Annotated in this window: 27 protein-coding genes; 22 read left to right on the top strand and 5 right to left on the bottom strand. The window is 49.3% G+C overall.

Going from position 1 to position 24850, the window contains the following annotated elements; all coding sequences use genetic code 11:
- Positions 1–108 precede the first annotated feature (108 nt).
- The 3 genes from MHI45_RS35050 to MHI45_RS35040 are packed head-to-tail and all read left to right on the top strand — an operon-like array spanning position 109 to position 3331.
- Positions 109–822: an ABC transporter ATP-binding protein gene (locus MHI45_RS35050; RefSeq protein ID WP_076109300.1), complete on the top strand. Its 714-nt coding sequence runs from the start codon at positions 109–111 to the stop codon at positions 820–822.
- On the top strand, positions 819–2201 hold the full coding sequence (locus tag MHI45_RS35045; protein ID WP_076109301.1) for an ABC transporter permease: 1383 nt from the start codon (positions 819–821) through the stop codon (positions 2199–2201). Before MHI45_RS35050 ends, MHI45_RS35045 begins: the two co-directional genes overlap by 4 nt.
- Before the next feature lie 29 nt (positions 2202–2230).
- The gene (locus tag MHI45_RS35040) at positions 2231–3331 is read left to right on the top strand and encodes an efflux RND transporter periplasmic adaptor subunit (RefSeq protein WP_179091679.1); all 1101 of its coding nucleotides are present in this window, start codon (positions 2231–2233) and stop codon (positions 3329–3331) included.
- Between the two features lie 89 nt (positions 3332–3420).
- On the opposite strand, the gene nagZ is transcribed toward MHI45_RS35040, so the two are convergent.
- Positions 3421–4746, bottom strand: a complete 1326-nt coding sequence (nagZ, locus tag MHI45_RS35035) for a beta-N-acetylhexosaminidase (protein WP_256718030.1) — start codon at positions 4744–4746, stop codon at positions 3421–3423.
- 115 nt (positions 4747–4861) lie between these two features.
- Between nagZ and MHI45_RS35030 the strand changes: the two genes are divergently transcribed.
- From MHI45_RS35030 to MHI45_RS35015, 4 genes are all read left to right on the top strand, one after another.
- A complete protein-coding gene (locus MHI45_RS35030) occupies positions 4862–5365 on the top strand; it encodes a ferritin (protein ID WP_038591439.1) in 504 nt (167 codons plus the stop codon).
- Positions 5366–5692: 327 nt separating this feature from the next.
- The gene (locus MHI45_RS35025; protein ID WP_076109302.1) at positions 5693–6556 is read left to right on the top strand and encodes a cation diffusion facilitator family transporter; all 864 of its coding nucleotides are present in this window, start codon (positions 5693–5695) and stop codon (positions 6554–6556) included.
- Between the two features lie 221 nt (positions 6557–6777).
- The gene (locus MHI45_RS35020; protein WP_076109303.1) at positions 6778–7686 is read left to right on the top strand and encodes an NUDIX hydrolase; all 909 of its coding nucleotides are present in this window, start codon (positions 6778–6780) and stop codon (positions 7684–7686) included.
- Between the two features lie 17 nt (positions 7687–7703).
- Positions 7704–8186 carry an NADAR family protein gene (locus tag MHI45_RS35015; protein ID WP_076109304.1) on the top strand — a complete coding sequence of 161 codons (483 nt, stop codon included), beginning with the start codon at positions 7704–7706 and terminating at the stop codon, positions 8184–8186.
- Here MHI45_RS35015 and MHI45_RS35010 read toward each other — a convergent pair.
- On the bottom strand, positions 8179–8322 hold the full coding sequence (locus tag MHI45_RS35010; protein WP_179091680.1) for a DUF5808 domain-containing protein: 144 nt from the start codon (positions 8320–8322) through the stop codon (positions 8179–8181). The genes MHI45_RS35015 and MHI45_RS35010 overlap by 8 nt on opposite strands.
- Positions 8323–8521: 199 nt before the next feature.
- Here MHI45_RS35010 and MHI45_RS35005 point away from each other — a divergent pair, with 199 nt between their 5' ends.
- From MHI45_RS35005 to MHI45_RS34985, 5 genes are all read left to right on the top strand, one after another.
- Entirely contained in the window at positions 8522–8983 is a 462-nt protein-coding gene (locus MHI45_RS35005; protein WP_256718031.1) for a bacteriohemerythrin, read from the top strand.
- A gap of 182 nt (positions 8984–9165) precedes the next feature.
- Positions 9166–10359: a metallophosphoesterase gene (locus MHI45_RS35000; protein ID WP_076109305.1), complete on the top strand. Its 1194-nt coding sequence runs from the start codon at positions 9166–9168 to the stop codon at positions 10357–10359.
- 139 nt (positions 10360–10498) lie between these two features.
- Entirely contained in the window at positions 10499–10735 is a 237-nt protein-coding gene (locus MHI45_RS34995; protein ID WP_076109306.1) for a DUF3977 family protein, read from the top strand.
- Positions 10736–10819: 84 nt separating this feature from the next.
- Entirely contained in the window at positions 10820–11272 is a 453-nt protein-coding gene (locus tag MHI45_RS34990; protein WP_076109307.1) for a MarR family winged helix-turn-helix transcriptional regulator, read from the top strand.
- A 134-nt stretch (positions 11273–11406) separates the two neighbouring features.
- Positions 11407–12216: an NAD(P)H-binding protein gene (locus MHI45_RS34985; RefSeq protein WP_076109308.1), complete on the top strand. Its 810-nt coding sequence runs from the start codon at positions 11407–11409 to the stop codon at positions 12214–12216.
- Positions 12217–12222: 6 nt separating this feature from the next.
- On the opposite strand, the gene MHI45_RS34980 is transcribed toward MHI45_RS34985, so the two are convergent.
- Positions 12223–12654 (bottom strand): hypothetical protein, encoded by a 432-nt coding sequence (locus tag MHI45_RS34980; protein ID WP_076109309.1) that lies wholly within the window; start codon positions 12652–12654, stop codon positions 12223–12225.
- Positions 12655–12856: 202 nt separating this feature from the next.
- Between MHI45_RS34980 and MHI45_RS34975 the strand changes: the two genes are divergently transcribed.
- The 4 genes from MHI45_RS34975 (at position 12857) to MHI45_RS34960 (ending at position 16769) form a co-directional block, all read left to right on the top strand.
- Positions 12857–13534 (top strand): response regulator transcription factor, encoded by a 678-nt coding sequence (locus MHI45_RS34975; protein ID WP_076109310.1) that lies wholly within the window; start codon positions 12857–12859, stop codon positions 13532–13534.
- Entirely contained in the window at positions 13531–14907 is a 1377-nt protein-coding gene (locus MHI45_RS34970; RefSeq protein ID WP_076109311.1) for a sensor histidine kinase, read from the top strand. The genes MHI45_RS34975 and MHI45_RS34970 overlap by 4 nt, the downstream gene beginning before the upstream one ends.
- Before the next feature lie 69 nt (positions 14908–14976).
- Positions 14977–16095, top strand: a complete 1119-nt coding sequence (locus MHI45_RS34965) for an ABC transporter permease (protein ID WP_076109312.1) — start codon at positions 14977–14979, stop codon at positions 16093–16095.
- Complete coding sequence (locus tag MHI45_RS34960; RefSeq protein ID WP_076109313.1) at positions 16092–16769, top strand: ABC transporter ATP-binding protein; 678 nt, start codon at positions 16092–16094, stop codon at positions 16767–16769. Before MHI45_RS34965 ends, MHI45_RS34960 begins: the two co-directional genes overlap by 4 nt.
- A gap of 82 nt (positions 16770–16851) precedes the next feature.
- Here the strand turns inward: MHI45_RS34960 and MHI45_RS34955 are convergent, their stop codons facing one another.
- Positions 16852–17757, bottom strand: coding sequence for a LysR family transcriptional regulator (locus tag MHI45_RS34955; protein ID WP_341118739.1), 906 nt, complete (start codon positions 17755–17757; stop codon positions 16852–16854).
- Between the two features lie 197 nt (positions 17758–17954).
- Between MHI45_RS34955 and MHI45_RS34950 the strand changes: the two genes are divergently transcribed.
- Positions 17955–19028 (top strand): YeiH family protein, encoded by a 1074-nt coding sequence (locus tag MHI45_RS34950; protein WP_341118740.1) that lies wholly within the window; start codon positions 17955–17957, stop codon positions 19026–19028.
- Positions 19029–19042: 14 nt separating this feature from the next.
- Here the strand turns inward: MHI45_RS34950 and MHI45_RS34945 are convergent, their stop codons facing one another.
- The gene (locus tag MHI45_RS34945; protein WP_076109316.1) at positions 19043–19870 is read right to left on the bottom strand and encodes a helix-turn-helix domain-containing protein; all 828 of its coding nucleotides are present in this window, start codon (positions 19868–19870) and stop codon (positions 19043–19045) included.
- Positions 19871–20026: 156 nt separating this feature from the next.
- On the opposite strand from MHI45_RS34945, the gene MHI45_RS34940 reads away from it, so the two are divergent.
- The 5 genes from MHI45_RS34940 (at position 20027) to msrA (ending at position 24771) form a co-directional block, all read left to right on the top strand.
- The gene (locus tag MHI45_RS34940) at positions 20027–21190 is read left to right on the top strand and encodes a Gfo/Idh/MocA family protein (RefSeq protein ID WP_341118741.1); all 1164 of its coding nucleotides are present in this window, start codon (positions 20027–20029) and stop codon (positions 21188–21190) included.
- Positions 21191–21235: 45 nt separating this feature from the next.
- Positions 21236–22000 (top strand): sugar phosphate isomerase/epimerase family protein, encoded by a 765-nt coding sequence (locus MHI45_RS34935; protein WP_341118742.1) that lies wholly within the window; start codon positions 21236–21238, stop codon positions 21998–22000.
- A 15-nt stretch (positions 22001–22015) separates the two neighbouring features.
- Positions 22016–23110, top strand: a complete 1095-nt coding sequence (locus MHI45_RS34930) for a Gfo/Idh/MocA family protein (RefSeq protein ID WP_340898465.1) — start codon at positions 22016–22018, stop codon at positions 23108–23110.
- 33 nt (positions 23111–23143) lie between these two features.
- Positions 23144–24178, top strand: coding sequence for a Gfo/Idh/MocA family protein (locus tag MHI45_RS34925; RefSeq protein ID WP_341118744.1), 1035 nt, complete (start codon positions 23144–23146; stop codon positions 24176–24178).
- Between the two features lie 80 nt (positions 24179–24258).
- Positions 24259–24771 carry a peptide-methionine (S)-S-oxide reductase MsrA gene (gene msrA / locus MHI45_RS34920; RefSeq protein ID WP_076109321.1) on the top strand — a complete coding sequence of 171 codons (513 nt, stop codon included), beginning with the start codon at positions 24259–24261 and terminating at the stop codon, positions 24769–24771.
- Positions 24772–24850 lie beyond the last annotated feature (79 nt).

The raw sequence follows: 24850 nt of genomic DNA, 5'->3' as shown, positions 1-24850 counted from the left end.
TGAGCGGCAGGAGCTTGGGGGCCAGGTTTTCAACCTGTTCATCGACCGCCAGCTGATAACTCAGAAAGATACCAACGCTAAATGACAATGGAAGAAGGAGCAGCTTCTATGTTGCGAGTAGAAAATATCAAGCACTCTTTTAAGACCGGCAACGAATGGACCCCCGTGCTTCACGATATCAGCTTCAATGTAAAGCAGGGTGAAATGGTTGCCCTGCTGGGCAGTTCCGGCTCCGGGAAATCTACAATGCTGAACCTGATGGCCGGCCTGATGAAGCCGACTGAAGGCCATATCTTCATTGCGGATCATGATATTGTTAAGATGGGAGAAAACAAGCTTTCCGTGTTTCGCCGCAAGCATATCGGATTTATCTTTCAGGCCTATGAGCTGATCACCAGTCTTACTGTGCGCGAGAATGTGGAGCTGCCGCTTGTGTTCCAGTCCGTCTCGCCATCGATCCGTAAGCAAAAGGCGCTTGCGCTGCTGGAGCAGGTCGGCATTCCGGACAAAGCTGATTTATTTCCTTCCCAGCTGTCCGGTGGCCAGCAGCAGCGGGTAAGTATTGCCCGCTCGCTGATTACGGAGCCATCGGTCATCTTCGCGGATGAGCCGACAGGGAATCTGGACTCCAAGACTGAGGATGAAATCATCGACATCCTGCTTAAGCTCAACCGGACGATGAACACTACTTTTATTGTTGTCACGCATGAACATGAGGTAGCAGAGCAAATGCAGCGCATCTTTTCCCTGCGGGACGGTTATTTAATTACCGAAGAGCAAAAGGCGGCAGAAGCGGAACCTCAAGAGGAGGAGACGCAGTGAAGATCAGAGATATAACCCGTATGGCCTGGGATCAGGTCAAACGGCGCAAGGTGGTTACCGGACTGTGTATGACCGGACTTTCCATCGGTTGTGCAGCAATCATTGTTGCGCTTAGTGTTGGACAATCCGCACAGAACTATATGACCGATGAGGTCAATCGCAGTTTTAAAATGGATGAAATTATGGTCTCTCCAGGCGGCGGTATCCCCTCGCGTGGCGGCGGAGGCAGCAGTAAGGCTCCTGCCGAAACAAACGAGAACCTGAATCCAGGTAAGCTGACGGAGCAGAAGCTTGAGATTATCCGTGGTCTGGATCATGTAGTCGCAGCCGCGCCGTTTCAAGATGTCGGCTACCTGCAGATTGTCACGGTCGACAACAAAATAGGCGATGCCAGAGTCATTGCAACAGACTTAGAGATGCTGAATAAGTACGGCCATACCTACAAACAGGGAGGGGGCTCGAATCTCCCGGGTATGACTGTGCTGAATTATGGGGCAACACTCGGCCTGATTGACAATGAAACCCGTACGAAGCTTTATGAGCGTCTTTCGGCAGATCCTTTTAACCAGGAATTAAATGCTCAATACACCAGTATGACCCTGCTCCCTTCAGAAATGTATAGGCAGCAGCTACAGATACAGGCGCAGGACTATAGCAGCGCGTCAGGAGCCATCAAGCTCAGCTCACCGCTGCAAGTAGGGGGCATCCTGGCTAATCCGACGGGGACTAGCGATGAACGTGCTTCCTATGACAAGATTATGTATATCTCTCAGGATACTGCGGTTCAACTCGGGAAAGAGCTTGCTTTTGACAATATGTCGGTCATTAATGTGCCTGAGGAAGGCAGCTACAACTCAGTGACGGTTAAGGTGGACGACGTTGAGAACATTAAGCAAGTAGAACAAATGATTCAGAAGCTGTCTTTAACGACCAGCAACAATCTGTATCAGATGGATATGCTTAAAGAGCAATTTGATACAATCAAAATGGCAGCGCTTGGAATAGGTGTTTTTATTCTAGTCATTGCTTCCATTTCCATTATTGTTGCCATGACCATGTCCACCCATCAACGCAGACGGCAGATTGGGATTATGAAGGTGCTGGGCGCGAATATGAGGCAAATCCGCAATATGTTCATCACGGAAGCTGCACTGCTGGGGCTTTTGGGCGGATTATTGGGCGTTCTCTTTTCCTACCTGATTGTAAATGGTCTCAACAAGCTTGTGGGTACAGCTGGTGATGGTATACATTTCTTTATTCCGGAAACGAACCTTCCCATCGGGCTTGTATTTGCGATTATGACAGGTGTGCTGTCGGGGATCTATCCGGCGATCAGCGCTTCAAGAACAGATGCGCTTACTGCTATTAAGCGGGACTAGCTATTTTTAAATTGAAAGGACGCCGAACAATGAAGAGGATAATTAAAAAGAGCCTGAAGTGGCTCATTATTGCGGCCATCGTGGGTGTCGGGGGATATCTGCTGTTCACCAAAGTGATCAAAAAAGAAGAACCCCAGATGGTGATGGAGCCTACGCAAGCAATCAGCTTTCCGGTTACTCAGGAGACCATAACGAGTTCTGTTCAGGTGAAGGGGAAATCACAGTATCAAGAGGAGACTCTGGTCTATGCTCCTTACGCTTCAAAGGTTACAGCGTGGAAGGTGGAGAACGCCGGCCAGGTGAAAAAGGGCGATGTGCTGTTCACTCTGGACCAAAGCACATTGCAAAACGAAATTGCCACCACGGAGGCTGCCATTCGCAAAGCGCAGCTGGAGGGGGAACTGAATTCATTCGTCAGCCAACAGGACGCGGAAACTGCAGCTCCAATCGGAACTGAAGCGGAGCGGCTCAAAGCGCTGGCGGCCCAGGAAACGGCACGCATGAATGAGGAATTGAATCAGGTCAACGCAGGTATTCAAGAGCGGGAGCTGGCGGACAAAAGGAATAAGCTCAAAACGGCGATCTATCATGCGCCTGCAACTGGCATTTTCCTGTATGACAGCAGCAAAGAACGGCCGCAGATGGTGACGGACAATCAGTACATCGGTAAGATTGTTGATCTGAGCAAGCTTGAATTTATTGCGCAGGTCGGGGAACAGGACATCTTCCGCATCAAAAAGGGCATGAAGGTTCAGGTCAAGATGACTGCAATGAAAAATCTTACGCTTAAGGGTGAAGTGACCGAGGTATCGAAATTCGCCACTACAACCAGCGGACAGAACTCGGCAGCAAATCAGGTGCCGCAATTTGAGGTGGTTATTTCTCTCCAGCCGGATGAGCATTTAATCGGCGGCCTCAGTCTTAGCGGCGAAATTGAGACGTTGCGTAAAGAGAAAGCCACGGTAGTCTCCAGCATCGCTGTTATGCATGAAGGTGATCTGGCGTATGTAATGCTGGATAAAGGAAATGAGCAATATGTACGGCAGGAAATCAAGGTCGGAATGGAAACTACGGACAAGACAGAAGTTCTCTCTGGACTAAAGGCCGGGGATAAAGTAGTTATTCAGTAGTTAAAATAACGGGCAGTCTGTTGATATAACAACAGGCTGCCCGTTTAGCTTGTCGAAGGCTGTTGAGAGAGTCTCAACAGCCTCTTTGTTTACTTGGTAAGCGAACTTCGCCAGCTTGTGATATCCTGGTTCAGCTTTCTCAGATCGGGTACGGCTGTCGGCTGGTCGGTCAGACGGTATTTGTCCTTCAGTGCAAGAATGCGGTAGACACTCTCATCAATTCGTGACTCCTTGATGGTGCCGCTTTGGACACTGGCCAGCAGCGCTTTCCGAACCGCTTGCTCATTCCCGTATTCATGGGCGACAAGAAGGATATCACTGCCCGCCTGTACGGTATCGACAGCTGCGGCAGCCAGCGTGTAGTGCTCGGTGATGGCACCCATTGTGAGGTCATCGGTAATGACTACTCCCTGAAAGCCCATCTCTTCACGCAGCAGCTTTCCGATAATGGCCCTGGACAAAGAAGCAGGCTTATCAGAATCAAGCTCCGGAAAAAGAATGTGCGCAACCATTACCGCATCCGCATTCTCCTGAATGGCCGCCTCGAACGGCTGCCATTCCAGTTTGGCCAGTTGGGCAGCAGTTTTGTTCACGACCGGCAGTTCCAGATGGGAGTCGACGGATGTGTCGCCGTGACCGGGGAAATGTTTAACAACCGGCACAACGCCTTCACTGGCGATTCCTTTCATCTCAGCGATTCCTAATCTGCTGACGAGGTCGGCAGTGTTTCCGAAGGAACGGTCGCCGATTACAGGATTATCGGGATTGCTGTTTATATCCAGCACAGGGGCAAAATCCATATTAAACCCGGCTGACAGCAGCTCTCTGGCGAGCAGCTTGCCCATCGTTCCGGCAGCACCGGAATTGTCGGCTGCGCCAACGCTCCCGTTCGACGGTATTGTGGCATATTCATCAGGCATGCGGCTGACTTTTCCGCCCTCCTGATCTACGCTCATGAACAGTGGAACCGGATTCTCCGCGTTGCTCTTCTTCAGGTCATTGATCAGGCTGACCATACCCTTCAGGTTGCTGATATTATCTTTATACAGGATAATTCCGCCGATCTTGTCTTCGGCAATCATTCTTTTTGCCTGGGCGTCCAGCGTGGTGCCGTCAATGCCGACCAGGAGCATTTGCCCGATTTTCTCCTCCAGTGTCATATTTGCCAATTTGCTCTCAAATGTATCGCTGCCGCTGGCCGCTGATTGCATGGGTGTCGCTGTTGCAGTTGCTGTCGCTGTTGCGGAAGGTGATGCGGTTATGTAGTCCGTGGGAGAAATAATTCCTGTCTGCACATTGGTGTTTCCTGCGCATCCGCTGATGGCAAGCAAGCCGGTAAGTACGGCAGTCACAGGAAAGAGTCTGCTCCAGTCTCGCGGGGTGAAGTGCCGGTATTTCAGCCAAATCATTTTCATTTGCAAATATTCTTCCTTTCGTTTGCCGATTCACTGGCATGGATGATAAGATGGAGGAGACTTTACATAAGGCTTGTTTCAAGCAAATTACTCTAAAGGACGAGGTGAGGGACCCATGAAGGAAGAATTAATGAATACATTGAATGAGCAGATGAATTTTGAATTTTATTCTGCTCACGTTTACCTGGCGATGGCTGCTTATTGTTCAGGTGAAAGTCTGGACGGTTTCGCCAACTTTTTTCTGGTACAGGCCGAAGAAGAACGGTTTCATGCTATGAAAATTTACAAATTCCTTAATGACCGTGACTATCGTGCTACGCTCGCTGCCTTACCGGAGCCGAAGAACGAATATACATCCATGCTGGATGCCTTTGAACATGCCTATGCCCATGAACAGCAGAATACGCGGAAATTCTACCATCTGGCCGACCTGGCGCTGGATGCACGTGAGCACGCGACCATCTACTTCCTCAAGTGGTTCATTGATGAGCAGGTGGAGGAAGAGGCACTGTTCAGCAATATTATCGCCAAGCTGAAACGGATTGAATCCGATAGCAACGCTTTCTACATGCTGGACGCCGAGTTTGCGGCACGCTCATTTACTCCGCCTGCAGAATAATTGCTTAATGTAAGAGCAACCGCCCTACCATAGTTTAGCAGAAAAGGGATCTGTCTTATAGGACAGGTCCTTTTTTTGCGTTTATCGTGTGAAGGGTGAGAGCCCGCAAATCCTTTCTGTATAAGAGAATAATTCCGGTTCCCGACACCAATCACTGTCTGATGTTGAACTAGGGCAAACAATGTTGCGCATTGCAAAACACTTCCTGCTTCCCAACTCTATTTGGCAGGGTTAACTAATGCGCCGCCCGGCAACACTGTTTCTCTAGACCCACCCGGATGTCAGCGTGTAGTATAGAACAATACTATTGTTTGGAGGTTCTTTTTTTTGGAAAACTACAGCGACATTAAACAAAGTGAAAAAGGGGCCTGGCTCAGTTTATTTGCCTACATTCTTTTATCCGCCGTCAAATTGTTCATTGCAAGTGTCTCAGGTTCCCAAGCACTGCTTGCAGACGGATTGAACAATAGTACGGACATCATTGCGTCTCTCGCCATCCTGACAGGTCTTAAGATTTCCCGGAGACCTCCTGATTCCAATCACAGCTACGGGCATTTCAGAGCGGAAACGGTAGCCGCATTGATTGCTTCTTTCATTATGATTGCCGTAGGGTTGCAGGTTCTGTATCAGGGTGTCAACAAATTTGTCCAACCGGTGCTGGAGACGCCAGATCTTATCGCTGCCTGGACGGCTGCGGGTTGTGCGTTAGTTATGCTGGCTGTTTATGCGTACAATATCAAGCTTGCCCGTGAACTCAAAAGCAATGCCATGCAGGCGGTAGCTCAGGATAACCGTTCGGATGCACTCGTAAGCATAGGCGCTTTTATAGGGATTATCGGTTCACAGTTTGGAATTCCCTGGCTCGATCCGCTGACTGCGACGATTGTTGGGCTTCTGATCTGCAAGACAGCCTGGGATATTTTCCGCAAGGCAAGCCATGATTTAACGGACGGCTTTGACGCAAGCGAACTGGAGCTGATGAAGCAAACCGTTGCCCAAATCGATGGTGTAGAATCGATAAAAGATATTAAAGCACGCATTCATGGCAACAATGTGCTGGTGGATACAACCGTGCTGGTAGACTCGAAGCTGAACGTGGTGCAGAGTCATGATATTACGGAAGAAATTGAAGACCAATTGAAGGACCGACACCAGGTTTCCAATGTGCTTGTACATATAGAGCCGCTGTAAATATAGAATGGATTCCAAAGTCTGATATGCCCGGCGAAAGCCGGAGCAGTCAGGCTTTTTTTGCAATATAGCCTACGGGCAGGACCCTTATTGTAGCGTATTGCAATTTCCTGCATGAACACTCTAATACTTGACTTATACGTCTTGTATATGTATATAATAACATTATGATATTAACAAAAAGATAATAATTAAATCCGCAGCTGCAAAGGAGTTTGGCTATGTCAAAACAACCGGTCACTGACCGCAACGGTATAACTGAGGAACAATTCCTAAAAACATATGATGCTGGAGTGTATGAACGTCCATCCGTAACGGTCGACATGCTGATTTTTACCGTGATGGAACGGGAACAGAATAATTACCGGAAGCTTTCCGAGAAATCACTGCAGCTGCTGCTGATTCAACGGGGCGAACATCCTTATTTGGGACAATGGGCGTTGCCTGGCGGTTTTGTCGGTGTACATGAAAGCCTGGATGAAGCGGCACGCCGGGAATTGTTCACAGAAACGAATATAGACAATATCTATATGGAACAGCTGTATACCTGGGGAGAGGTGCAGCGCGATCCGCGGATGCGGGTTATCAGCTGTTCCTATATGGCTCTGGTTGATCGTACCGCACTGAATGTGCAGGCGGGGGATGATGCGGCTGATGCTGCCTGGTTCGAGGTATCACATGAGATCCTCGAAGCAAGCCGCAGAGAGCTGGAGCAAGGATATGAGCAGGACCAATTCATCAAGATCACTCTGCAAAGTGATAAGGTGACTTTATCAGGAGTGGTCAAAGTTACCGAATCCGTTCAAGGCCATGTCAGCAAGATCCAACGTGAGATCGTGCAGAGTGAAGGCTTCGCCTTTGACCATTTAATGATGGTTCAATATGCGATCGAACGCCTGCGCGGCAAGGTTGAATATACGGATATTATTTTTAATCTGATGCCGCCCCTGTTCACTTTGTCGGAGCTTCAGCGTGTCTATGAAATCATTCTGGGCAAAGAGCTGCTGGCCGCCGCCTTCCGCCGGAAGATTGCTGACCGTGTGATGGAAACTGAGGATTTCACCAGGGATGCCGGACACCGTCCCTCTAAGCTGTACCGATATAACATGAACCGGGCTTCCAATCAATGATATGAGGAGAGAGCAAGATGGAGAAATTCACCTATTTTTACCGCAGTGGCTCACCATTCTCACAATGGTATCCCTGCCGTTTCACGGTGGGAGAGCTTCACTTTAATAGCACTGAGCAGTATATGATGTACAGTAAGGCACAATTGTTTAAGGATGAAGAGCTGGGATTGAAAATCTTGCGGGCCACAACTCCCAGAGAGCAGAAGGCATTGGGGCGTCAGGTGAGAGGTTTCGACAAAACCATTTGGGAACAACACTGCAAAGAGATTGTCTATCAAGGAAACTGGGAGAAGTTTATTCAGAACGAGGACCTGCTGCAAGCGCTGCTGGATACGAAAGGCACCACGCTGGTAGAGGCCAGTCCGACGGACCGGATCTGGGGTGTGGGCTTAACGGAAGAGGATCCGAGGATACGAAGAAGAACTACCTGGCGCGGCACCAACTGGCTGGGGGAAATCCTGACGAATCTTCGCGAGGAGTTTACTCTCACTACTATCTAATCGTTAGATAGATTACCAGTACAAGCAGACCAAAAGCTGCCATCCAGGACAGCGGGTGATTAGGATTTAATCCCCAGCCGAGCCCTGACGATTTCGGAACAAATATACGTTGCTTTGGAGCTTTTTTGCTGAACATATCGTGCACCTCTGTCCTCTGAGATTTATTTCCTGTAAATACTGAGATAAGTATTGATCTTTTAGCGAGAAATTGCAATAACTTCTGATACGCAGCCTTCAGGCTTGCGCTTTTTTTCGTCAACCCAAAAGAAATTTGTTACATATTGTCGTGTGATGTTGTTAACAGAACTTTCTTGCGGAAATGTGGAGAATTAGATATGTCTCTAAATATGCAAATTATGGTAAAGGATAAGGTGAGTGAGTACATGATTGAATGGAAGGATTCGTATGATATCGGCGTGGAGAAGATTGATTGCCAGCACAGACAGCTGCTTGTGAAGCTTAATGAATTTTTTGATGCTTGCACGAATCAGAAAGGCAAAGAAAAGATTGAAGAAACACTGAAATTCCTTAAAGACTATACCCTTGAGCATTTTGGCAATGAAGAGCAGTTGATGTCAGAGATTGATTTCCCTGAGCTTGCCGAGCACCAGAAGACTCATGCCGAGTTCGTGAAGACCGTGCTTGAACTAGAAGAAAGCATAAAGACCAAGGGCGTATCCGTACTGTCCACAATCAAACTGAACCGCACCTTGACGGACTGGTTGATCAACCATATCCACAAATGTGACAGGCTGATCGGTGATTGCATTGCCGCCAAAGGCAATAAGGCTGTATAACTTACATAGATAGATCATGAAGATGCCGCAGGGCATTTTCTTTTTTATGTTGCTTGACTGTTGGGAGGTAGACCCTCTCATTTATTACAATGCTCCGGCACAGTTTATACTCGGCTAATACTTTATGATATGATTTGAGGTAGAACGTATAGATATGAGCTGTACGCTAAAGGAGTGGTTGAATGAAAATACTGCGCATGCTATTTTCCGGAGCTGGAGTGCTGCTTGTATTGGGATTGGTTAATTTCTACATCGGTCTTCATCTCTGGGTTTTACTGGAGAATTGGCTGCCGGGTATTTCAGCAGGTGCCTACTGGACGGTGTTTATGGTTATTGCTTTTGCCTATATGATCGGAATGGTGCCCTGGCCAAAGGCTGTGAAACCGGCTGCCAGATTCTTCAAAGTGATCGGGTCCTACTATTTGGCCTGCATGGAGTTTGCGGTAATTGTGCTGCCGTTGACTGATCTGCTCTATTGGGTGCTGGGACTTATGGGGGTTAACCGTTCGGCATTTACTTATGAAGCAGGAGCGACGCTGGTTCTGTTACTGGCTATCTTCCTCATTTGGGGTTCACGGAATGCCTGGAGCACTATTGTACGCACTCATCCGATCAAAATTGATAAATCCATTGGAACAAGCGCACCCCTTACAGTAGCCGTTGCTTCGGATTTGCATCTGGGGAATATTGTAGGCAACCGTCATTTGCGCAAAATGGTCACCGAGATCAACAACATGAAGCCGGATGTTATCCTGCTGGCCGGAGATGTGCTGGATGACAGTATCGAGCCGTTTATCCGCAATGGAATGAGTGAACAGTTAAAGCTGCTTAAAGCCCGTTATGGCGTGTATGCCGTACTGGGAAACCATGAATATTACGGCGGCTCGATCAAAGAGTATACTGAGCTGATGGATAGCATCGGTATCAAAGTTCTGCAGGACGAAGTGGTGGAAACTGCGGGCGTCTATATTGTCGGCCGGAAAGATAAAACCGCGGAAGCTATGGAGGCAGGCGGCAGACTTAGTGTCTCTTCGTTGCTGGAAGGTCTGGATCTCTCCCGTCCTGTAATCATGATGGACCATCAGCCTACCGGTTTTGACCTTGCAGCAAAGGCAGGGGTGGATATCCTGTTATCCGGACATACACACCGCGGACAGATTGCGCCTAATCACTGGATTACCAAACGCCTCTTTGAGCTGGATTGGGGCTATCTGCTTAAGGAGAAAATGCATGTAATCGTCTCCTCCGGCTATGGCACCTGGGGGCCGCCGATCCGTCTGGCCAGCCGCTCCGAGCTGATCAAGCTGGAAGTTTTGCTGGAGGGCAGCAAACAGTACAGTGAAGAACCGCTGTCTTCACAGACAGTGCTTATTTAAGCTGTACGTGAATTAAACATTAGACATTATATAGATTGAACTTGAGAATTACATGTAGTCACGACCAATCCCAAAATAGAACCCCTGCGGCTTCAATGGAGTAGCTGCGGGGGTTAATCATGTCTAAGGAGTGTTAGTCTTGAAATACATAGAATTTGGAATCGGCAACCGGTGGATAGTCAGAACGGAAACAGAATTGGAGGATGGAACGGAGACGGAGCAGCAGGGGATTAACCGGCCGATCCATTTCCATTCGCTGTACCTGAGGATATGGATAGGGAAGACTGTATTCGTTGCTGATCTTAAAGAAGGCTGCAAAAAAGCAAGGAAGAGCAGAAGTAAACTCAAAATAGTTATCGGAATCAGCAGTTATTAGAACTGTTATAGGATTGACAGATGCGGTAGATTCACGTACATTGAAGTAGTTAAGTTATTAACTAATTGGAGCTGAGCGGAATTTATGGACGACGATCTACAAAGATATGTAATGGAGCAGCCGCTATACACGGAGGCATTCTTCACATTGGTTGAGGCAACTGCGAATGTCGTAGCGGTATCCGAGAAATACTGGCAGAATCAGGGTCTGAACGGAGCGCGTATCCGTGTTCTGGTGGAAATCGCCAAGCACGGCGGAACTATGCTGCCTTCGGTTCTTGCTGAGAAAATTGGCGTGACCAAAGCCAATATCAGCCTGCTGCTTTTGCCGCTGGAGAAGAACGGATTGATCAGCAGGGCAAGCCATGCTACGGACGGCCGGAAATCGGTCATTTCGATCACAGGTAGCGGACGCGCACTGCTGAAAGAGCATCTTCCGGAGAACCGTCAGGCGGTTGCCGAAGTCATGAAGCGGCTGGATGAAAAGGAACTGCTGGAGCTGATGTCATTGCTGCACAAACTGAACCGCTCTATATAAATTTGGAGGTATAAAGCGACCGGTGAAATTCTCATCTTAACATTAATCTGATAGTAGAGATACGTAACATTTTTTTTGCTTATATAGTTAATAGCTTAACTAAATTCCGTGAACCAAAGAGAGGGTGCAAACCGATGAAGACTATGATTACGGGAGCAACTGGCCAATTAGGACGCCTGATTATTGATAATCTGCTGCTAAAAATGCCACAGGAGCAGATTGTTGCAGGTGCCCGCCATCCGGACAAAGCTATAGAACTACAACGTCAAGGAATAGAAATACGTTATGCCGATTATGATGTCCCGGAAGGGCTGGAAGCTGCATTCCATGATATATCCCAACTGCTGCTAATTTCAAGCTCACATACTGATGACGGCATTCGCCTTGCCCAGCACAAACGGGTTATTGAAGCAGCAGTCAAAGCAGGCGTTTCGCATATCCTCTATACCGGCTTTGCCTTCCCGCAACAACAGGTTAATGTTGCTTCCGGCAATGTCCATACGCTTACAGAGCGGGTGATTCTGGATTCCGGCCTAGAGTACACCTTTCTCCGCAATGCATTATATATTGATTTCGTGAATGTGCTTGGATTAAAAGAAGCTATCCGCAGCGGTGAGCTGATTACACATCCGGGGGATTTTCGGTTCAACTCCATTCCACGCGAAGATTTGGCCCTGGCTGCATCCGCCGTTCTTGCCGGCTCCGGGCACAGCAATCGGATTTATGAGCTGGCTGCACCACATACGTGGAGCTTCAGTGATCTTGCAGCAGCGCTGACATCGCTGGCAGGCAAGCCGATAACACATCGGGAGGATGCCGGCGTTCAGCACTGGATTTATTCTTTTCTGAAGAAGATTGATACGGTCTCTACTTCGAATGACCTGGAACAATTAATGGGGCGGAGCATCACTTCGCTGCAAGACAGTATAGTGCCTTTTGTTTAGTCTATACTATTTTTCTAATGGATATAATTCATAATGCTTCCCGTCACTGGGAGCCATGGCTCCTGGGACTCCCCATACACTCTGGTGGATATTCTCCGCATCTATTACGGAATAGATATATATCCAGTCTTTTTCGTTGCTGAAGCGAACCTCCAGGTGATAAGGGTTGTATTGTCTTCCTGCTTGCCGGCTAATTTCCCACTCTTCACCAGGATACTTTACCTCTAAATATTGGTTAAGTTGTTCTGTCCTTTTTGATACTTGATAATCAAGCCAATAGGGACGAACTGCAAAAAATACAAGCAATAGTACAGTTATCGAACCTGCTGTAATTAAACTGATCTTCCTAATCTTATCTGGTAAAAGCACTGCTATAACAAAAATAACAATGACAAAAATAATTGAGGCTGTGATTTCAATTGCTGTTATTGGATGCAAGAAAAACCCTCCTCTTATGATCAAGCTAAATATTCATGCAGCTCTTAAAGTCGTAACAGTGCCTTAATATTAACATGCGGTGTGACGATTTTCAGTAATTTAGAACATAATGAAAGCCAGCTTGCCGGACTCCCGGTTGTCTTAACGCAGCAATGTTGCTACTATGGTGACAGCTAAGAAGGGATATGGGAGAGGTGTTCAGATGAAAAAGATATTGGTTGCCGATGATGATCTAAATATCCGTACACTGCTGCGGCATGTATTGACGCGGGAAGGGTATCTGGTCGTTGAAGCAGGTGATGGCCGGGAAGCGGTAGGGCTGATGAAGGAGAGCACGGTGGATCTAGCTGTCGTGGATGTAATGATGCCGCAAATGGACGGGCTGGAGCTGTGCCAGTACATACGCGAAACGTATGACATTCCGATTATTCTCCTGACGGCGCGGCAGCAGCTAAGCGATAAGGAGCAGGGCTATTTGCGGGGGACGGATGATTATGTGACCAAGCCGTTTGAGCCAGAGGAGCTGCTGTTCCGCATCAAAGCGCTGTTCCGCCGCTATTCGATAGCCTCCGATGACAAGATCCGCCTCAACTCGCTCGTGATCGACCGCAAAAATTATGAAATCAGTAACGGTAACGATGTGCTGCTGCTGCCGGTGAAGGAATTTGAGCTGCTGGCGCAGCTAGCGCAGTATCCGGGGCGTCTGTTCTCGCGCAGCGAGCTGATTGAGCTGGTATGGGGAGCGGATTACGAGGGCGACGAACGGACGGTGGATGTGCATATCAAACGTCTGCGCCAGCGGTTTGCTGACTATCAAGAGGATTTTGTGATCCGCACGGTGCGCGGAATCGGTTATAAAGTGGAGATGGTGAACGCATGAAGTCGCTTTATGTACGGATGAGTGTGCTGTTTTGCTCAATTATATTGATAAGCAGCTTTATGGGATTTTTCGCATCCAACTTCTATTATCAGGTCAAGATCAAACCGCAGAATGATGCCAAACTCACGAAAATGGCGATAGGTCTGCAGCAGTTTGTCCAGGACCATCCCGATGCGGTGGGAGAATATCTGCTAAGTACGGCATCCCTGGGGTATAAATTATACTTGTCCAATGGTCAGGGCGACGAGAAGTTTTATGGCTTGCCTTTCCGCAAAAATGATCTGGGCGAGGATGTGCTGCAAAACGTGCTAGCCGGAGAGGTCTACCATGGAGTGGCGGAGTTCCCGAGCCAGGTATTTGTGACCGGTTTTTTTGATAATCAGCTCAGCAACTCGATTGGATTGCCGGTGCATATCAACGGTCAGACCTATGCCTTGTTTATGCGTCCGGATGCCGAGGTGCAGTTTGGGGAGCTGCGGATCTTTTTTGCCGTGTTGCTTGGGGTAAGTATTCTGTTCAGTCTATGGTTTGTCCTCGTTACCGTGCTGCATGTGGTTAAACCGATTACGAGGCTGACTGCCGCTACGAAAAGGATTTCCAAAGGAAGGTACGACATCCGGCTCAATACCCGGCGGCGGGATGAAATCGGCCAGCTGGCCTCCCATTTTATGATCATGAGCCAGGAGCTGGAGCGGACGAACCGGGCGCGTCAGGAGTTTGTCGCCAATGTCTCGCATGAGATCGAATCGCCGCTGACCTCCATTCAGGGCTTTGCCCATGCGCTTAAAGATTCTGCACTGCCGGAGAACCAGAGACTGGAGTACCTCTCCATTATTGACGGGGAGAGCCGCCGCCTCTCGACGCTCAGCAAACAGCTGCTCACCCTGTCCTCCCTGGATTATGACGAGAATGCGCTGCAGAAGAAGAGCTTTGATCTTCGTGCGCAGCTGCGCCAGGTGGTGCAGATAATGGAGTGGAGACTGACGGAGAAGGAGCTGGCGGTTCGACTGCATGTGGAGGATATAATATTGCTTGGAGATACGAATCTGCTGTATCAGGTGTGGATGAACCTGCTGTCCAACGCGATCAAATATACTCCCTCAGGTGGAACCATCACCCTATCCGCGGAAGCCGCCGGGGGCAGCTGTAAAGTTACAGTAGCGGATACTGGGGAAGGAATATCAGCCGCAGAGCTGCCGATGATCTTCGACCGCTTTTACAAAGTGGACAAGGCGCGTACCCGTGACAGCAACAGCAGTGGGCTGGGACTGTCTATCGCGAAGAAAATCATCGAAACGCACGGTGGCACTATTGAAGTATCCAGCACGGTCGGTACAGGCACCACCTTCACCGTGAATCTGCCGCTTCTGTAATTGTTTATTCATACTCCGTTCATTTTCATCCTCTACACTGTGGTTATACAGAGCAGAGGGAGTGGTTTTATGTTTTTAGCTTTAAGGGAAATGAGGCATTCCAAAGCACGTTACAGCCTTATCATGGTCATCATGCTACTGGTGTCCTTTCTCGTCCTGTTTGTTACCGGGCTGGCCAGAGGACTTGCCTATGCCAATATTTCAGCGGTGGAGAATATGCCGGCTAACCATTTTGTCGTCCAGGGCGACGCCGATCATGCCTTCAGACGTTCTCAATTAAGTGATGCCGAGCTGATTGCGGCACGTTCAGTTGTGGGCGAAGATAAAGCAACACCGCTTGCGGTCCAGACGAGCACGGTTACATCGGACAATGGGGATGCGAAGGCGGACATTACTTTTTTTGCCGTCGATATGAATGGTATGCTTGCTCCAAAGGTGGTGCAGGGAACCGGGATATCAAATGAAGCCGGGGGCAGCGCTGTTGTAGACTCCCAGCTTGCTCAGTCGGGAATTACCCTGGGAAGCACCATCGTTGATCAGGCTTCAGGGATGTCCTGGAAAGTATCCGGATTTGTGGATGACAGTTCTTACAGTCATACCCCGGTCGTCTATATCAATAATCTGGACTGGCGTGAAATGAAACAAGGGGCACGGCAGGAGAAGGCTGATTCACAGTCTGTGCCTTACAATGTTATAGCGCTCAGCGCATCTTCTGCACAAGCTGATGAAATTACCGCCAAACTGGACAATGTGGAGGTCATCACGCAAAAACAGGCGATCTCCAGTGTACCCGGATATTCGGCGGAGCAGAATTCACTGATGATGATGATTGTGTTCCTGTTTGTCATAGCAGGCGTTGTACTGGCGGTATTCTTCTATGTGATCACGATCCAGAAGACTAGCCAGTTCGGTATCCTGAAGGCCATGGGCACCAAAATGTCTTATCTTGCCTGGAGTGTGGTAGGGCAGGTAATGATACTGTCCGTAGCCAGTCTGGCAATAAGCCTGCTGCTGACCTTTGGTATGAATAAGGGGCTGCCGGATTCGATGCCGTTTCAGTTGGAGAGCTCGACGATTATTTTAACCAGCGTGTTGTTTATAGGTATGTCTCTGCTGGGATCACTTATTTCTGTAGCAAGTGTTGCTAAGGTAGATGCATTGGAAGCGATAGGGAGGGCTGGAGCATGAGTGCCAAATTAATCATGAAGCAAGTGACCAAAACCTATGGAGACGGGGACAGCACGATGTCGGTCTTGAAGAACCTTGATCTGACGGTCAATGCCGGCGAATTTGTAGCTGTTCTGGGTCCTTCGGGCTCAGGAAAAAGCACCTTCCTCTCGGCGGCTGGAGCTCTACTGACACCAACAAGCGGGGAGATCCTTATTGACGGAGAGCCACTGGGCAATAAGGCAAAGAGCGAACTAACCGAACTGCGGCTGCAAAAAATCGGCTTTATGTTTCAAAGCGCACAGCTGTTGCCTTATTTAAAGGTTGAGGAACAGCTGCTCTATGTAGCCAAGTTGGCGAAGCTCAGCACCAAAGAAGCCAAAGTGCGGGCTGCGTATTTACTCAAACGGTTAGGCATTTGGGAGCGCCGTAACCACTATCCCGAGCAGCTGTCCGGCGGACAGAAGCAGCGGGTGGCGATTGCCAGAGCGTGGATGAACAAGCCGGCGATTTTGTTCGCAGATGAGCCTACTGCAAGCCTTGATTATGAGCGGGGCAAGGAAGTGGTGCGGATGATTGCCGACGAAGTGAAGAGTGAGGGGAAAGCGGCAGTCATGGTAACCCACGATGAACGGATGCTGGAATGGTGTGACCGCGTGCTGCATCTGGAGAATGGAGTACTGGTTGAGTCTTAAGTTTATGTATGCCTAAATGACCTGAACCCTCGAACAAGGGTTCAGGTTTTTTGCTTTCCTGAAAAAATGTTGTCTATGAGAATTAGACTGGCGGTTTACGGTCTGGATTAACCGGTGCAAGCAGCTTCTCGATAAAGACGGTTATGGCCATGGTAGCAGCGTTTTCCTTACGGCTGATGATTGAGAAATTTCTCTCCAGCAGCTGATGCCTGATCCGCAGCTCGCTGATTTCGCCCCGGGCGAGCTCTTTACGCACAATCCATCTCGAGAGCATGGCGATTCCTAATCCAGCCGAGACGGCTTCCTTAATCCCCTGACTGCTGTTGAATATATAAGACCGCTTATGGGAGATTTGGGCATGCTGCAGAAAATGATCGCTGAAGGCACGGGTGCCGGAGCCAGGCTCCCGCAGCACCCATACCTGATTCTGGAGCATGTCTTTATCAACGGCATTAGCTGCTGAGAGAGGATGACTACACGGAGCTACAATGATCATTTCATCCTTCATATAGGGAATCACGGACAGCTCATGGTCCGACGTTTCGCCTTCAATGAACCCGATATCAAGGATGTTCGATTTAATGGCGGCAATAATCTCCTCGGTATTGTGGATCGTGACCTGCAGATTCACCTGCGGGTATTGATTGGCGAACTCGGCAATTCTGCCAGGCAGGATGTACTCTCCAATCGTAAAGCTGGCCCCGATATGAATACTCCCGGTGACTTCATCGCGCAGCAGTTGGATTTCCCTGCCTGCTTCTTCATAATGCGAGAGGATCTGTTTCACATGTTTATAGAGGATAGCTCCCGCTTCTGTCAGCCGGACTTCCTTCGGGGAACGGTGAAGCAGCTTGGTTCCCAGTTCATTTTCCAGGTTGCGGATATGCAGACTCACGCCGGGCTGGGAGAGGTTTAACAGCTCTCCGGCACGGGAGAAATGGCGCTGTTCAGCAACTGTTGCAAATACACGTAATGCATCTACTAACATAATTATACCTCATTATTAGCCTTGGAATTCTTTGTACATGGCCGTTTATTATCAATTTTAACATAGTTATTACCATCAATCATAAGTATTTATAATGATAGAGATAGCAAAGACGTATTTCACTTCCCTGCTGGCTGCACTTATAGTGAGGTTACAAGTTAGCGACGTAATTGAACGTAAACAGGGAGTGGTTTGAGATGAATCATGCACATCAGCTTCAGCGCTTGAACGATAAATACAGCGGATTTATTCTAGGAATCCTGCTTACAGGACTACTGGCCATAGCAGCCAAATATTTGGCGCTGCTGCCTTACCTTGGCATCATGGGCCAGCTGGTAATTGCCATTCTGTTAGGAGTTCTGCTTCGTACAGCAGGAGGGGTACCGCAGCAGGCGGTGCCGGGCATCAGCTTTTCCAGCAAGAGATTGCTCAGAGCAGGGATCATCCTGCTCGGGATGAGATTGAACCTGTTTCAACTTGTGCAGGCCGGTCCCAAGGTGTTGGCGATTGCCGTGATTAATATTGTATTTACTTTGTTCACCGTTTATGGACTCTGCAAATGGATGAAAATTGATAGGACACTTGGACTGCTGACCGCTTGCGGAACTGCCATATGCGGAGCGGCAGCCGTCGCGGCAATCTCTCCCCAACTAAAGGCCTCGGACAATGAGACCGCAATAAGCGCGGCAACGGTAGCTGTGCTGGGGACGATATTTACGCTGGTTTATACGTTAATTTATCCGGTGTTGTCCCTTAGTCCAGAAGGGTATGGGATATTTGCCGGAGCCACTCTTCATGAAGTAGCGCATGTGATCGCCGCTGCCGCCCCCATCGGTGAAAAGGCTGCAGACCTCGCAGTGATCGTGAAGCTGACTCGGGTAGCGATGCTTGTTCCGGCAGCTCTTGCTATCGGAGTCTGGGAAGCCTATAGACAGCGTAAAGCAGAAAGGGAGTGTAGGGGGCAAGTGGCGGCTGTACAGCCTGCGCATTCCAAAATTCAGTGGAGGAAACTTCAGGTTCCCTGGTTTATCGGCGGTTTTTTGCTGATGAGCGGTGTAAATACACTGGGAATAATCCCTGAACAAGTAACGGCTGATCTGATTATCCTGGCGTATATGCTGCTGGCCATGGCGATGGCAGGACTCGGGCTTGGTGTGGATATCAAGACCTTTGCCTTAATGGGTAAAAAACCGCTGCTGGCTGGCTTAATCGGCTCGTTACTGCTCTCAGGACTTGGATTTCTGCTGGTTCATCTCCTTGGACTCGCATAGACCGGTTCTCCCATCTACCTAGTGCTGTTCCGGTAGGCAGAGGGAGATACGCCGGTAGATTTCTTGAAATATTTCGAGAAATGGGCCAGCTCCATGCCTACCTGCGCGGCGATATCGGAAATGCTGGAAGTGGAATAAGAAAGCTGCCGTTTGGCCAGCTCCATCCGCTTGAGCTGCACATAATGCATGGGCGGAACCCCCATGTATTTCTTGAAGTAGGGGATGAAATAGTTCGGATGCAGATGAACCAGCTCGGCCAGTTCTTCTACCTCCATAGGCTGCGTAAGGCGCTGTTCAATGTATTGCAGGACGTTCGCTAGCTGTTTTTGACCACTGGTATGAGCCAGCTCACCCATGAAATCGGAATATCCGCCGTCCTCCAGGCAGAGCGCTAGCATATGTAGTAGTGCGGCTTGATTCCGCATGGTGGAGAGCAGGTTCTCTTCCGGAAACCGTATTATCATCTCCGTGAAAATCTCCCGTATGGCATCAGGCTCCGCAACATCGCATATGTACAGCTTGTTGCCTGTATGAAACAAGGGCCATTCTCCGATATGGGCATCAAAATGACAAAAGTACCGCTTATAGGGATTGTCAGGGGAGGTTTCTGTAGTTTGCGTCGAGCCTGCCGGCATGATCATCAATTGGCCGGGGCGCGGATAATGGGCTTGCCCGTTCAGGATCACCTTACCCTCGCCGCCATCAATGAAATAAAGCCTGTTAAAGGATGGCGTCTCATTCAAGCGGTTCCATCCGGGGTATCTGCTGCTTAAGTGGGCATGGGTAACGGTGACAGTCAGGTTCTGCAGTAACGCTCCTGTAAGGTTGCCGGATTGATTCATCATATAACTCCTTTAATGTGTAATAAATCCAGTATACCGCTTTCATTTAACTAAAACATCTTAATTATGTACAAAAAAACCTTAATTCCGGTCATGTTCACTGTCTGGAAATAGGGTTATTCTCATATCATAACTCACATAGGAGTGATTCGTAGGATGAAGAAGGTTCGTTATGGAATTATTGGAGTTGGAAATATGGGCCGGGCCCATGCGCTCGATCTGATTCATGAAGTAAAAGGGGCTGAGCTGGCAGCTGTCTGTGATACAAGCCCCGAACGCCTGGAGTGGGCGGCAGAGCACTTGCCTGATACGGTGCTCAGGTTCAGCACACCTGCTCAATTATTTGCCTCCAAAAGTATTGATGCCGTATTAATCTCCACACCGCATTATGATCATCCGCCGCTTGCGATCGAGGCGCTGAAGCACGGCTATCATGTATTAATTGAAAAACCCGCCGGTGTATATACGAAAGCCGTGCAGGAGATGAACGAAGCCGCTGCGCAAAGTGGCCGAAAATTCGGCATTATGTACAACCAGCGGACCAACCCGCTCTATCAGAAGCTGAGAGAGCTGATTCAGTCCGGTGAGCTGGGTGAGATCCGCCGCACCAACTGGATCATTACTGACTGGTATCGTTCGCAGAGCTATTACAACTCCGGTGGCTGGCGGGCTACATGGGCTGGAGAAGGCGGCGGGGTGCTGCTGAACCAGGACCCGCATCAGCTGGATCTTTGGCAATGGACAACCGGAATGATGCCGAAACGTGTGCGTGCATTCTGCCAGTTTGGCAAGTACCGCAATATTGAGGTGGAAGATGATGTAACCGCTTATGTCGAATATGAGAACGGAGCAACAGGCCTGTTCATCACCACTACCGGGGAGGCGCCGGGAACCGACCGATTTGAAATCAATGGGGATAACGGAAAAATCGTCGTGGAGAACGGCAAGTTGACCTTCTGGCGTCTGCGCATCCCGGAGCCGAAGTTCAATGCCGAATTTGCCGAAGGCTTCGGAAGACCCGAATGCTGGAAATGTGAGATTCCGGTTCCAGAAGGCGGAGGAGAACAGCACAAGGGAATCTTGCGCAACTTCACCAATGCTATTCTGCATGACGAACCGCTGCTCGCTCCCGGGGAAGAGGGAATTCGCGGCCTGACACTTTCGAATGCAATGTACTTGTCCGCTTGGACTGACAATTGGGTTGAGCTTCCGATTGATAGTGATTTGTTTCATGAGAAGCTCATGGAACGGGTGGAGAGCTCTACCTTCCGGAAGGAAGCTGTAGAGCAGCGGGCTTTTGACGTAAAAGGTACTCATTAATGTAATTATAGGACAGACAAACTTTATAAGGAGTGAATTGCTCATATGCAACGTTCTACAATAGCTGCACAAATGTACACACTACGTGATTTTACCAAGACTGCAGAGGATTTAAGGGCTGCTTTCCAGAAGCTGAAAGTGATGGGTTATCAGGCTGTGCAAATTTCCGGAATTGGTCCGATTGATCCGCAGCTGGTCAAACAATACGCGGATGAAGCTGGGCTGACCATCTGCGCGACCCATGTGCCGTGGAACCGGCTGGTGAATGACCTGGACGCATTGGCTGCAGAACATAAGCTGTGGAATTGCAAATACATCGGTCTCGGCGGACTGCCGGGAGAATATCAGAGCAGCCAGGAGGGCTATCGGACATTTGCCAAACTTGCCTCCGGAATTGCGCGGACCCTGAAGGAGGAGCATGGCCTGCAATTCGTTTATCATAATCATGATTTTGAGTTCGAACGGATTGATGGGGTTACGGGTATGGAAGTGCTGCTGCAGGAATCCGATCCCGAGGTGTTCGGCTTTGAACTGGATATGTATTGGGTTCAAGCCGGGGGAGCCAATCCTGTGGACTGGGTTCACAAGGTAAAGGGCCGGATGCAGGTCATGCATCTGAAGGATATGGCTATCATCTCCAGGGGACAGGTTTTTGCTGAGATCGGTGAAGGAAACATGAATTATGAAGCTATTATTGAGGCCGGCCGTGAAACGGGTGTGGAATGGTTTGTTGTTGAGCAGGATGTCTGCCGCCGCGATCCTTTCGAGAGTCTGGAGATCAGCCTCAAATACCTGATTTCGAAGCTGTGACCGGGAGGGTTGAAGATGAGCAGAAAAGACGGAATGATGTATGCACCTACTCATGAAGCTAGACCGGTTGTAAAACCGGGTGAATTTATGATCGCTGCGATGGCGCTGGATCACGGTCATATCTATGGGATGTGCAATGGTCTGGTCGAAGCAGGAGCCCGGTTGAAATGGGTCTTTGATCCCGATCCAGAGAAGGTGAAAACCTTTGTCAGCACTTATCCTGGTGTTCAAGCCGCACGCTCCGCCGAAGAAATTCTTGAGGATCCCGAGGTCCGGCTCATTGCAGCGGCCGCGGTTCCTTCCGAGAGAGGGGCGCTCGGACTCAAGGTGATGGCACACGGGAAGGATTATTTCACTGACAAAACGCCGTTTACGGCAATGGAACAGCTGGAAGCAGCGCGGACTCAGACTGCATTGACGCGGCAAAAGTACATGACTTATTTCAGCGAAAGATTGCATGTGGAGAGTGCGGTGTATGCCGGACAGCTGATTCGGCAGGGAGTGATCGGCCGTGTGCTTCAGATCATCGGAATGGGCCCTCACCGCTTGAGCGCACCAAGCCGTCCGGAGTGGTTCTTCCAGCGGGACAAATATGGCGGAATCCTCTGCGACATCGGCAGTCACCAGATTGAACAATTCCTGTATTATGCGGATTGCCGCGATGCCAAGGTACTGCACAGCAAGGTTGCCAACTACAACAATTCTGCTTACCCTGAGCTGGAGGATTTCGGCGATGCAACACTTGTCGGCGACAACGGGGCGACGCAATATTTCCGTGTCGACTGGTTCACACCGGACGGACTGGGCACCTGGGGTGACGGCCGAACGATCATTATGGGAACGGAAGGGTATATCGAGCTGCGCAAATACAGCGATATTGCCCGCTCCAACACAACGGATCATGTCTATTGGGCAGACCGTCAAGGAGAGCATTATGAGCATGTTTCCGGCAAAATCGGCTTTCCGTTCTTTGGCGAGCTGATACTGGATTGCTTGCAACGGACAGAATTTGCTATGACCCAGCAGCATGTCTTCAAAGCGGCGGAGCTATGCCTGGAAGCTCAGGCCCAAGCGGTAAATCTTACGCCCGAGACACTCATAAAGGCCTGATAGGAACGGAAATAAGATTGGAAGGTGCACAAGATGACAATACTTGGAGCAGCCATAATCGGCTGCGGAGCAATAGCTCCCTTGCATGCCAAGGCGATCGCGGCACAATCAGGGGGACAACTGCTGGCAGCCGTAGATATTGATGTGGCCAAAGCGGCAGCATTTGGAGAAGAATATGGCTGCGGCGCGCTAACAGATTATAAGGAGCTTTTGAACAGATCTGATATTGATATCGTCCACCTGTGTACACCGCATGATCTGCATGCGCAGATGGCGGTCGATCTGCTGGAGGCGGGTAAACATGTCTTAACAGAAAAACCGATGGCGGTTGACCTGCCTTCTGCCCAGCGCATGCTGAAAGCTGCGGAGAACAGCAAAGGCCAGCTCGGCATCGTATTTCAGAACCGCTACAATGAACCCTCTATCAAGATTAAGGAGACCATTGAATCCGGCGTGCTGGGGCCGCTTGTATGTATGAAGGGGGTTGTCACCTGGTACAGGTCACCTGAGTACTACAAGGAGAGCAACTGGAGGGGGAAATGGACCTCAGAGGGCGGTGGGGTGTTGATCAACCAGACGATCCACACGCTGGATCTGCTGCAATGGTTCGGCGGTGAGATCTCATCAGTGCAGGGGAGCGTAAGCACAGATGTCTTGGACGGAGTTATTGAAGTGGAGGATACGGCACATGCCTGCATCAACTTCAGGAATAAGGTCAGAGGACTTTTTTACGGCAGCAATGCCTACCTTGTTAACTCACCCGTAGAGCTGGAAATAGCGTTCGAACAAGGAACGCTGCTGCTGCGGAGGGATTGCCTGTATCTGTGGAAGGACGGCCGGGAAACGCTGCTCAGTGAGCCGGGGGTGTCAGGTATTCAAGGCAAGTCGTATTGGGGAACGGGGCATCAAAGACTGATTCATGACTTTTATGACCATGTCCGCGAAGGAAGACCATTCTGGATTGACGGCTCAGAAGGACTCAAAACACTGGAACTGATCGCAGGTATATACAGCTCCTCCGGGATTGAAAAAAAGACTCATCCTTGGCAGACCGCTCCTTCAAATTGACTTTAGGCAGATTTAACCTTATCTTCTTAACATACGTTATAGTATGTAGAGATTTATAGATAGGGAGAGGGATTACAGGTATGGAACAGGCAATGTTTGCAGGAGGCTGCTTCTGGTGTATGGTTACACCCTTTGAAGAATTGCCGGGTATACACGGAATTGTATCAGGCTACGCCGGGGGGGCAGTCGAGAATCCAAGCTATGAACAGGTCAAGACAGGCACTACAGGACACTATGAGGTAGTGCAGATCAGCTTTGATCCGGCACTTTTCCCATACGATAAGCTGCTTGAATTGTTCTGGCCGCAGATTGACCCGACTGATGACGGAGGACAATTCCAGGACCGGGGAACGCAGTACCGGACTGCGGTGTTTTATTATAATGAAGAGCAAAGACTGGCAGCTTTGGCTTCCAAAGAACAGGTAGCGGCCAGCGGGCGTTTCGAGGGACCTGTCGTTACGGAAATCCTGCCCGCACCGGTCTTTTACCCGGCAGAAGACTATCATCAGGATTATCACAAGAAGAACCCGAAGCATTATAAGGAAGACCGGGAACAGTCCGGCCGTGATACTTTTATCGCGAAGCACTGGTAAGTATAGAAGAAGCTTGATCAGGATCAGCTGGACGGAGCACTTTCCGTTCAGCTTTTTTTTATTCACTTTTAGGCTGCAC

The sequence above is a fragment of the Paenibacillus sp. FSL H3-0321 genome (genome assembly GCF_038002865.1).
Lineage (GTDB): Bacteria > Bacillota > Bacilli > Paenibacillales > Paenibacillaceae > Paenibacillus_AQ.
The sequence above is the reverse complement of the archived record's forward strand: the minus strand, read 5'-3'. Positions and strand labels throughout refer to the sequence as shown.

Coding starts and splice junctions, on each gene's coding strand:
- MHI45_RS35020 (WP_076109303.1), top strand. CDS start 6,778: ATGTCAAAACAACCGGTCACTGACCGCAACGGTATAACTGAGGAACAA.
- MHI45_RS34950 (WP_341118740.1), top strand. CDS start 17,955: ATGAATCATGCACATCAGCTTCAGCGCTTGAACGATAAATACAGCGGA.
- MHI45_RS34940 (WP_341118741.1), top strand. CDS start 20,027: ATGAAGAAGGTTCGTTATGGAATTATTGGAGTTGGAAATATGGGCCGG.
- MHI45_RS34965 (WP_076109312.1), top strand. CDS start 14,977: ATGTTTTTAGCTTTAAGGGAAATGAGGCATTCCAAAGCACGTTACAGC.
- MHI45_RS34930 (WP_340898465.1), top strand. CDS start 22,016: ATGAGCAGAAAAGACGGAATGATGTATGCACCTACTCATGAAGCTAGA.
- MHI45_RS35015 (WP_076109304.1), top strand. CDS start 7,704: ATGGAGAAATTCACCTATTTTTACCGCAGTGGCTCACCATTCTCACAA.
- MHI45_RS34935 (WP_341118742.1), top strand. CDS start 21,236: ATGCAACGTTCTACAATAGCTGCACAAATGTACACACTACGTGATTTT.
- MHI45_RS34925 (WP_341118744.1), top strand. CDS start 23,144: ATGACAATACTTGGAGCAGCCATAATCGGCTGCGGAGCAATAGCTCCC.
- MHI45_RS35050 (WP_076109300.1), top strand. CDS start 109: ATGTTGCGAGTAGAAAATATCAAGCACTCTTTTAAGACCGGCAACGAA.
- MHI45_RS34945 (WP_076109316.1), bottom strand. CDS start 19,870: ATGAATCAATCCGGCAACCTTACAGGAGCGTTACTGCAGAACCTGACT.
- MHI45_RS34975 (WP_076109310.1), top strand. CDS start 12,857: ATGAAAAAGATATTGGTTGCCGATGATGATCTAAATATCCGTACACTG.
- MHI45_RS35030 (WP_038591439.1), top strand. CDS start 4,862: ATGAAGGAAGAATTAATGAATACATTGAATGAGCAGATGAATTTTGAA.
- MHI45_RS34990 (WP_076109307.1), top strand. CDS start 10,820: ATGGACGACGATCTACAAAGATATGTAATGGAGCAGCCGCTATACACG.
- MHI45_RS35040 (WP_179091679.1), top strand. CDS start 2,231: ATGAAGAGGATAATTAAAAAGAGCCTGAAGTGGCTCATTATTGCGGCC.
- MHI45_RS35000 (WP_076109305.1), top strand. CDS start 9,166: ATGAAAATACTGCGCATGCTATTTTCCGGAGCTGGAGTGCTGCTTGTA.
- nagZ (WP_256718030.1), bottom strand. CDS start 4,746: ATGAAAATGATTTGGCTGAAATACCGGCACTTCACCCCGCGAGACTGG.
- MHI45_RS34955 (WP_341118739.1), bottom strand. CDS start 17,757: ATGTTAGTAGATGCATTACGTGTATTTGCAACAGTTGCTGAACAGCGC.
- MHI45_RS34960 (WP_076109313.1), top strand. CDS start 16,092: ATGAGTGCCAAATTAATCATGAAGCAAGTGACCAAAACCTATGGAGAC.
- MHI45_RS35010 (WP_179091680.1), bottom strand. CDS start 8,322: ATGTTCAGCAAAAAAGCTCCAAAGCAACGTATATTTGTTCCGAAATCG.
- MHI45_RS35005 (WP_256718031.1), top strand. CDS start 8,522: ATGTCTCTAAATATGCAAATTATGGTAAAGGATAAGGTGAGTGAGTAC.
- msrA (WP_076109321.1), top strand. CDS start 24,259: ATGGAACAGGCAATGTTTGCAGGAGGCTGCTTCTGGTGTATGGTTACA.
- MHI45_RS34985 (WP_076109308.1), top strand. CDS start 11,407: ATGAAGACTATGATTACGGGAGCAACTGGCCAATTAGGACGCCTGATT.
- MHI45_RS34970 (WP_076109311.1), top strand. CDS start 13,531: ATGAAGTCGCTTTATGTACGGATGAGTGTGCTGTTTTGCTCAATTATA.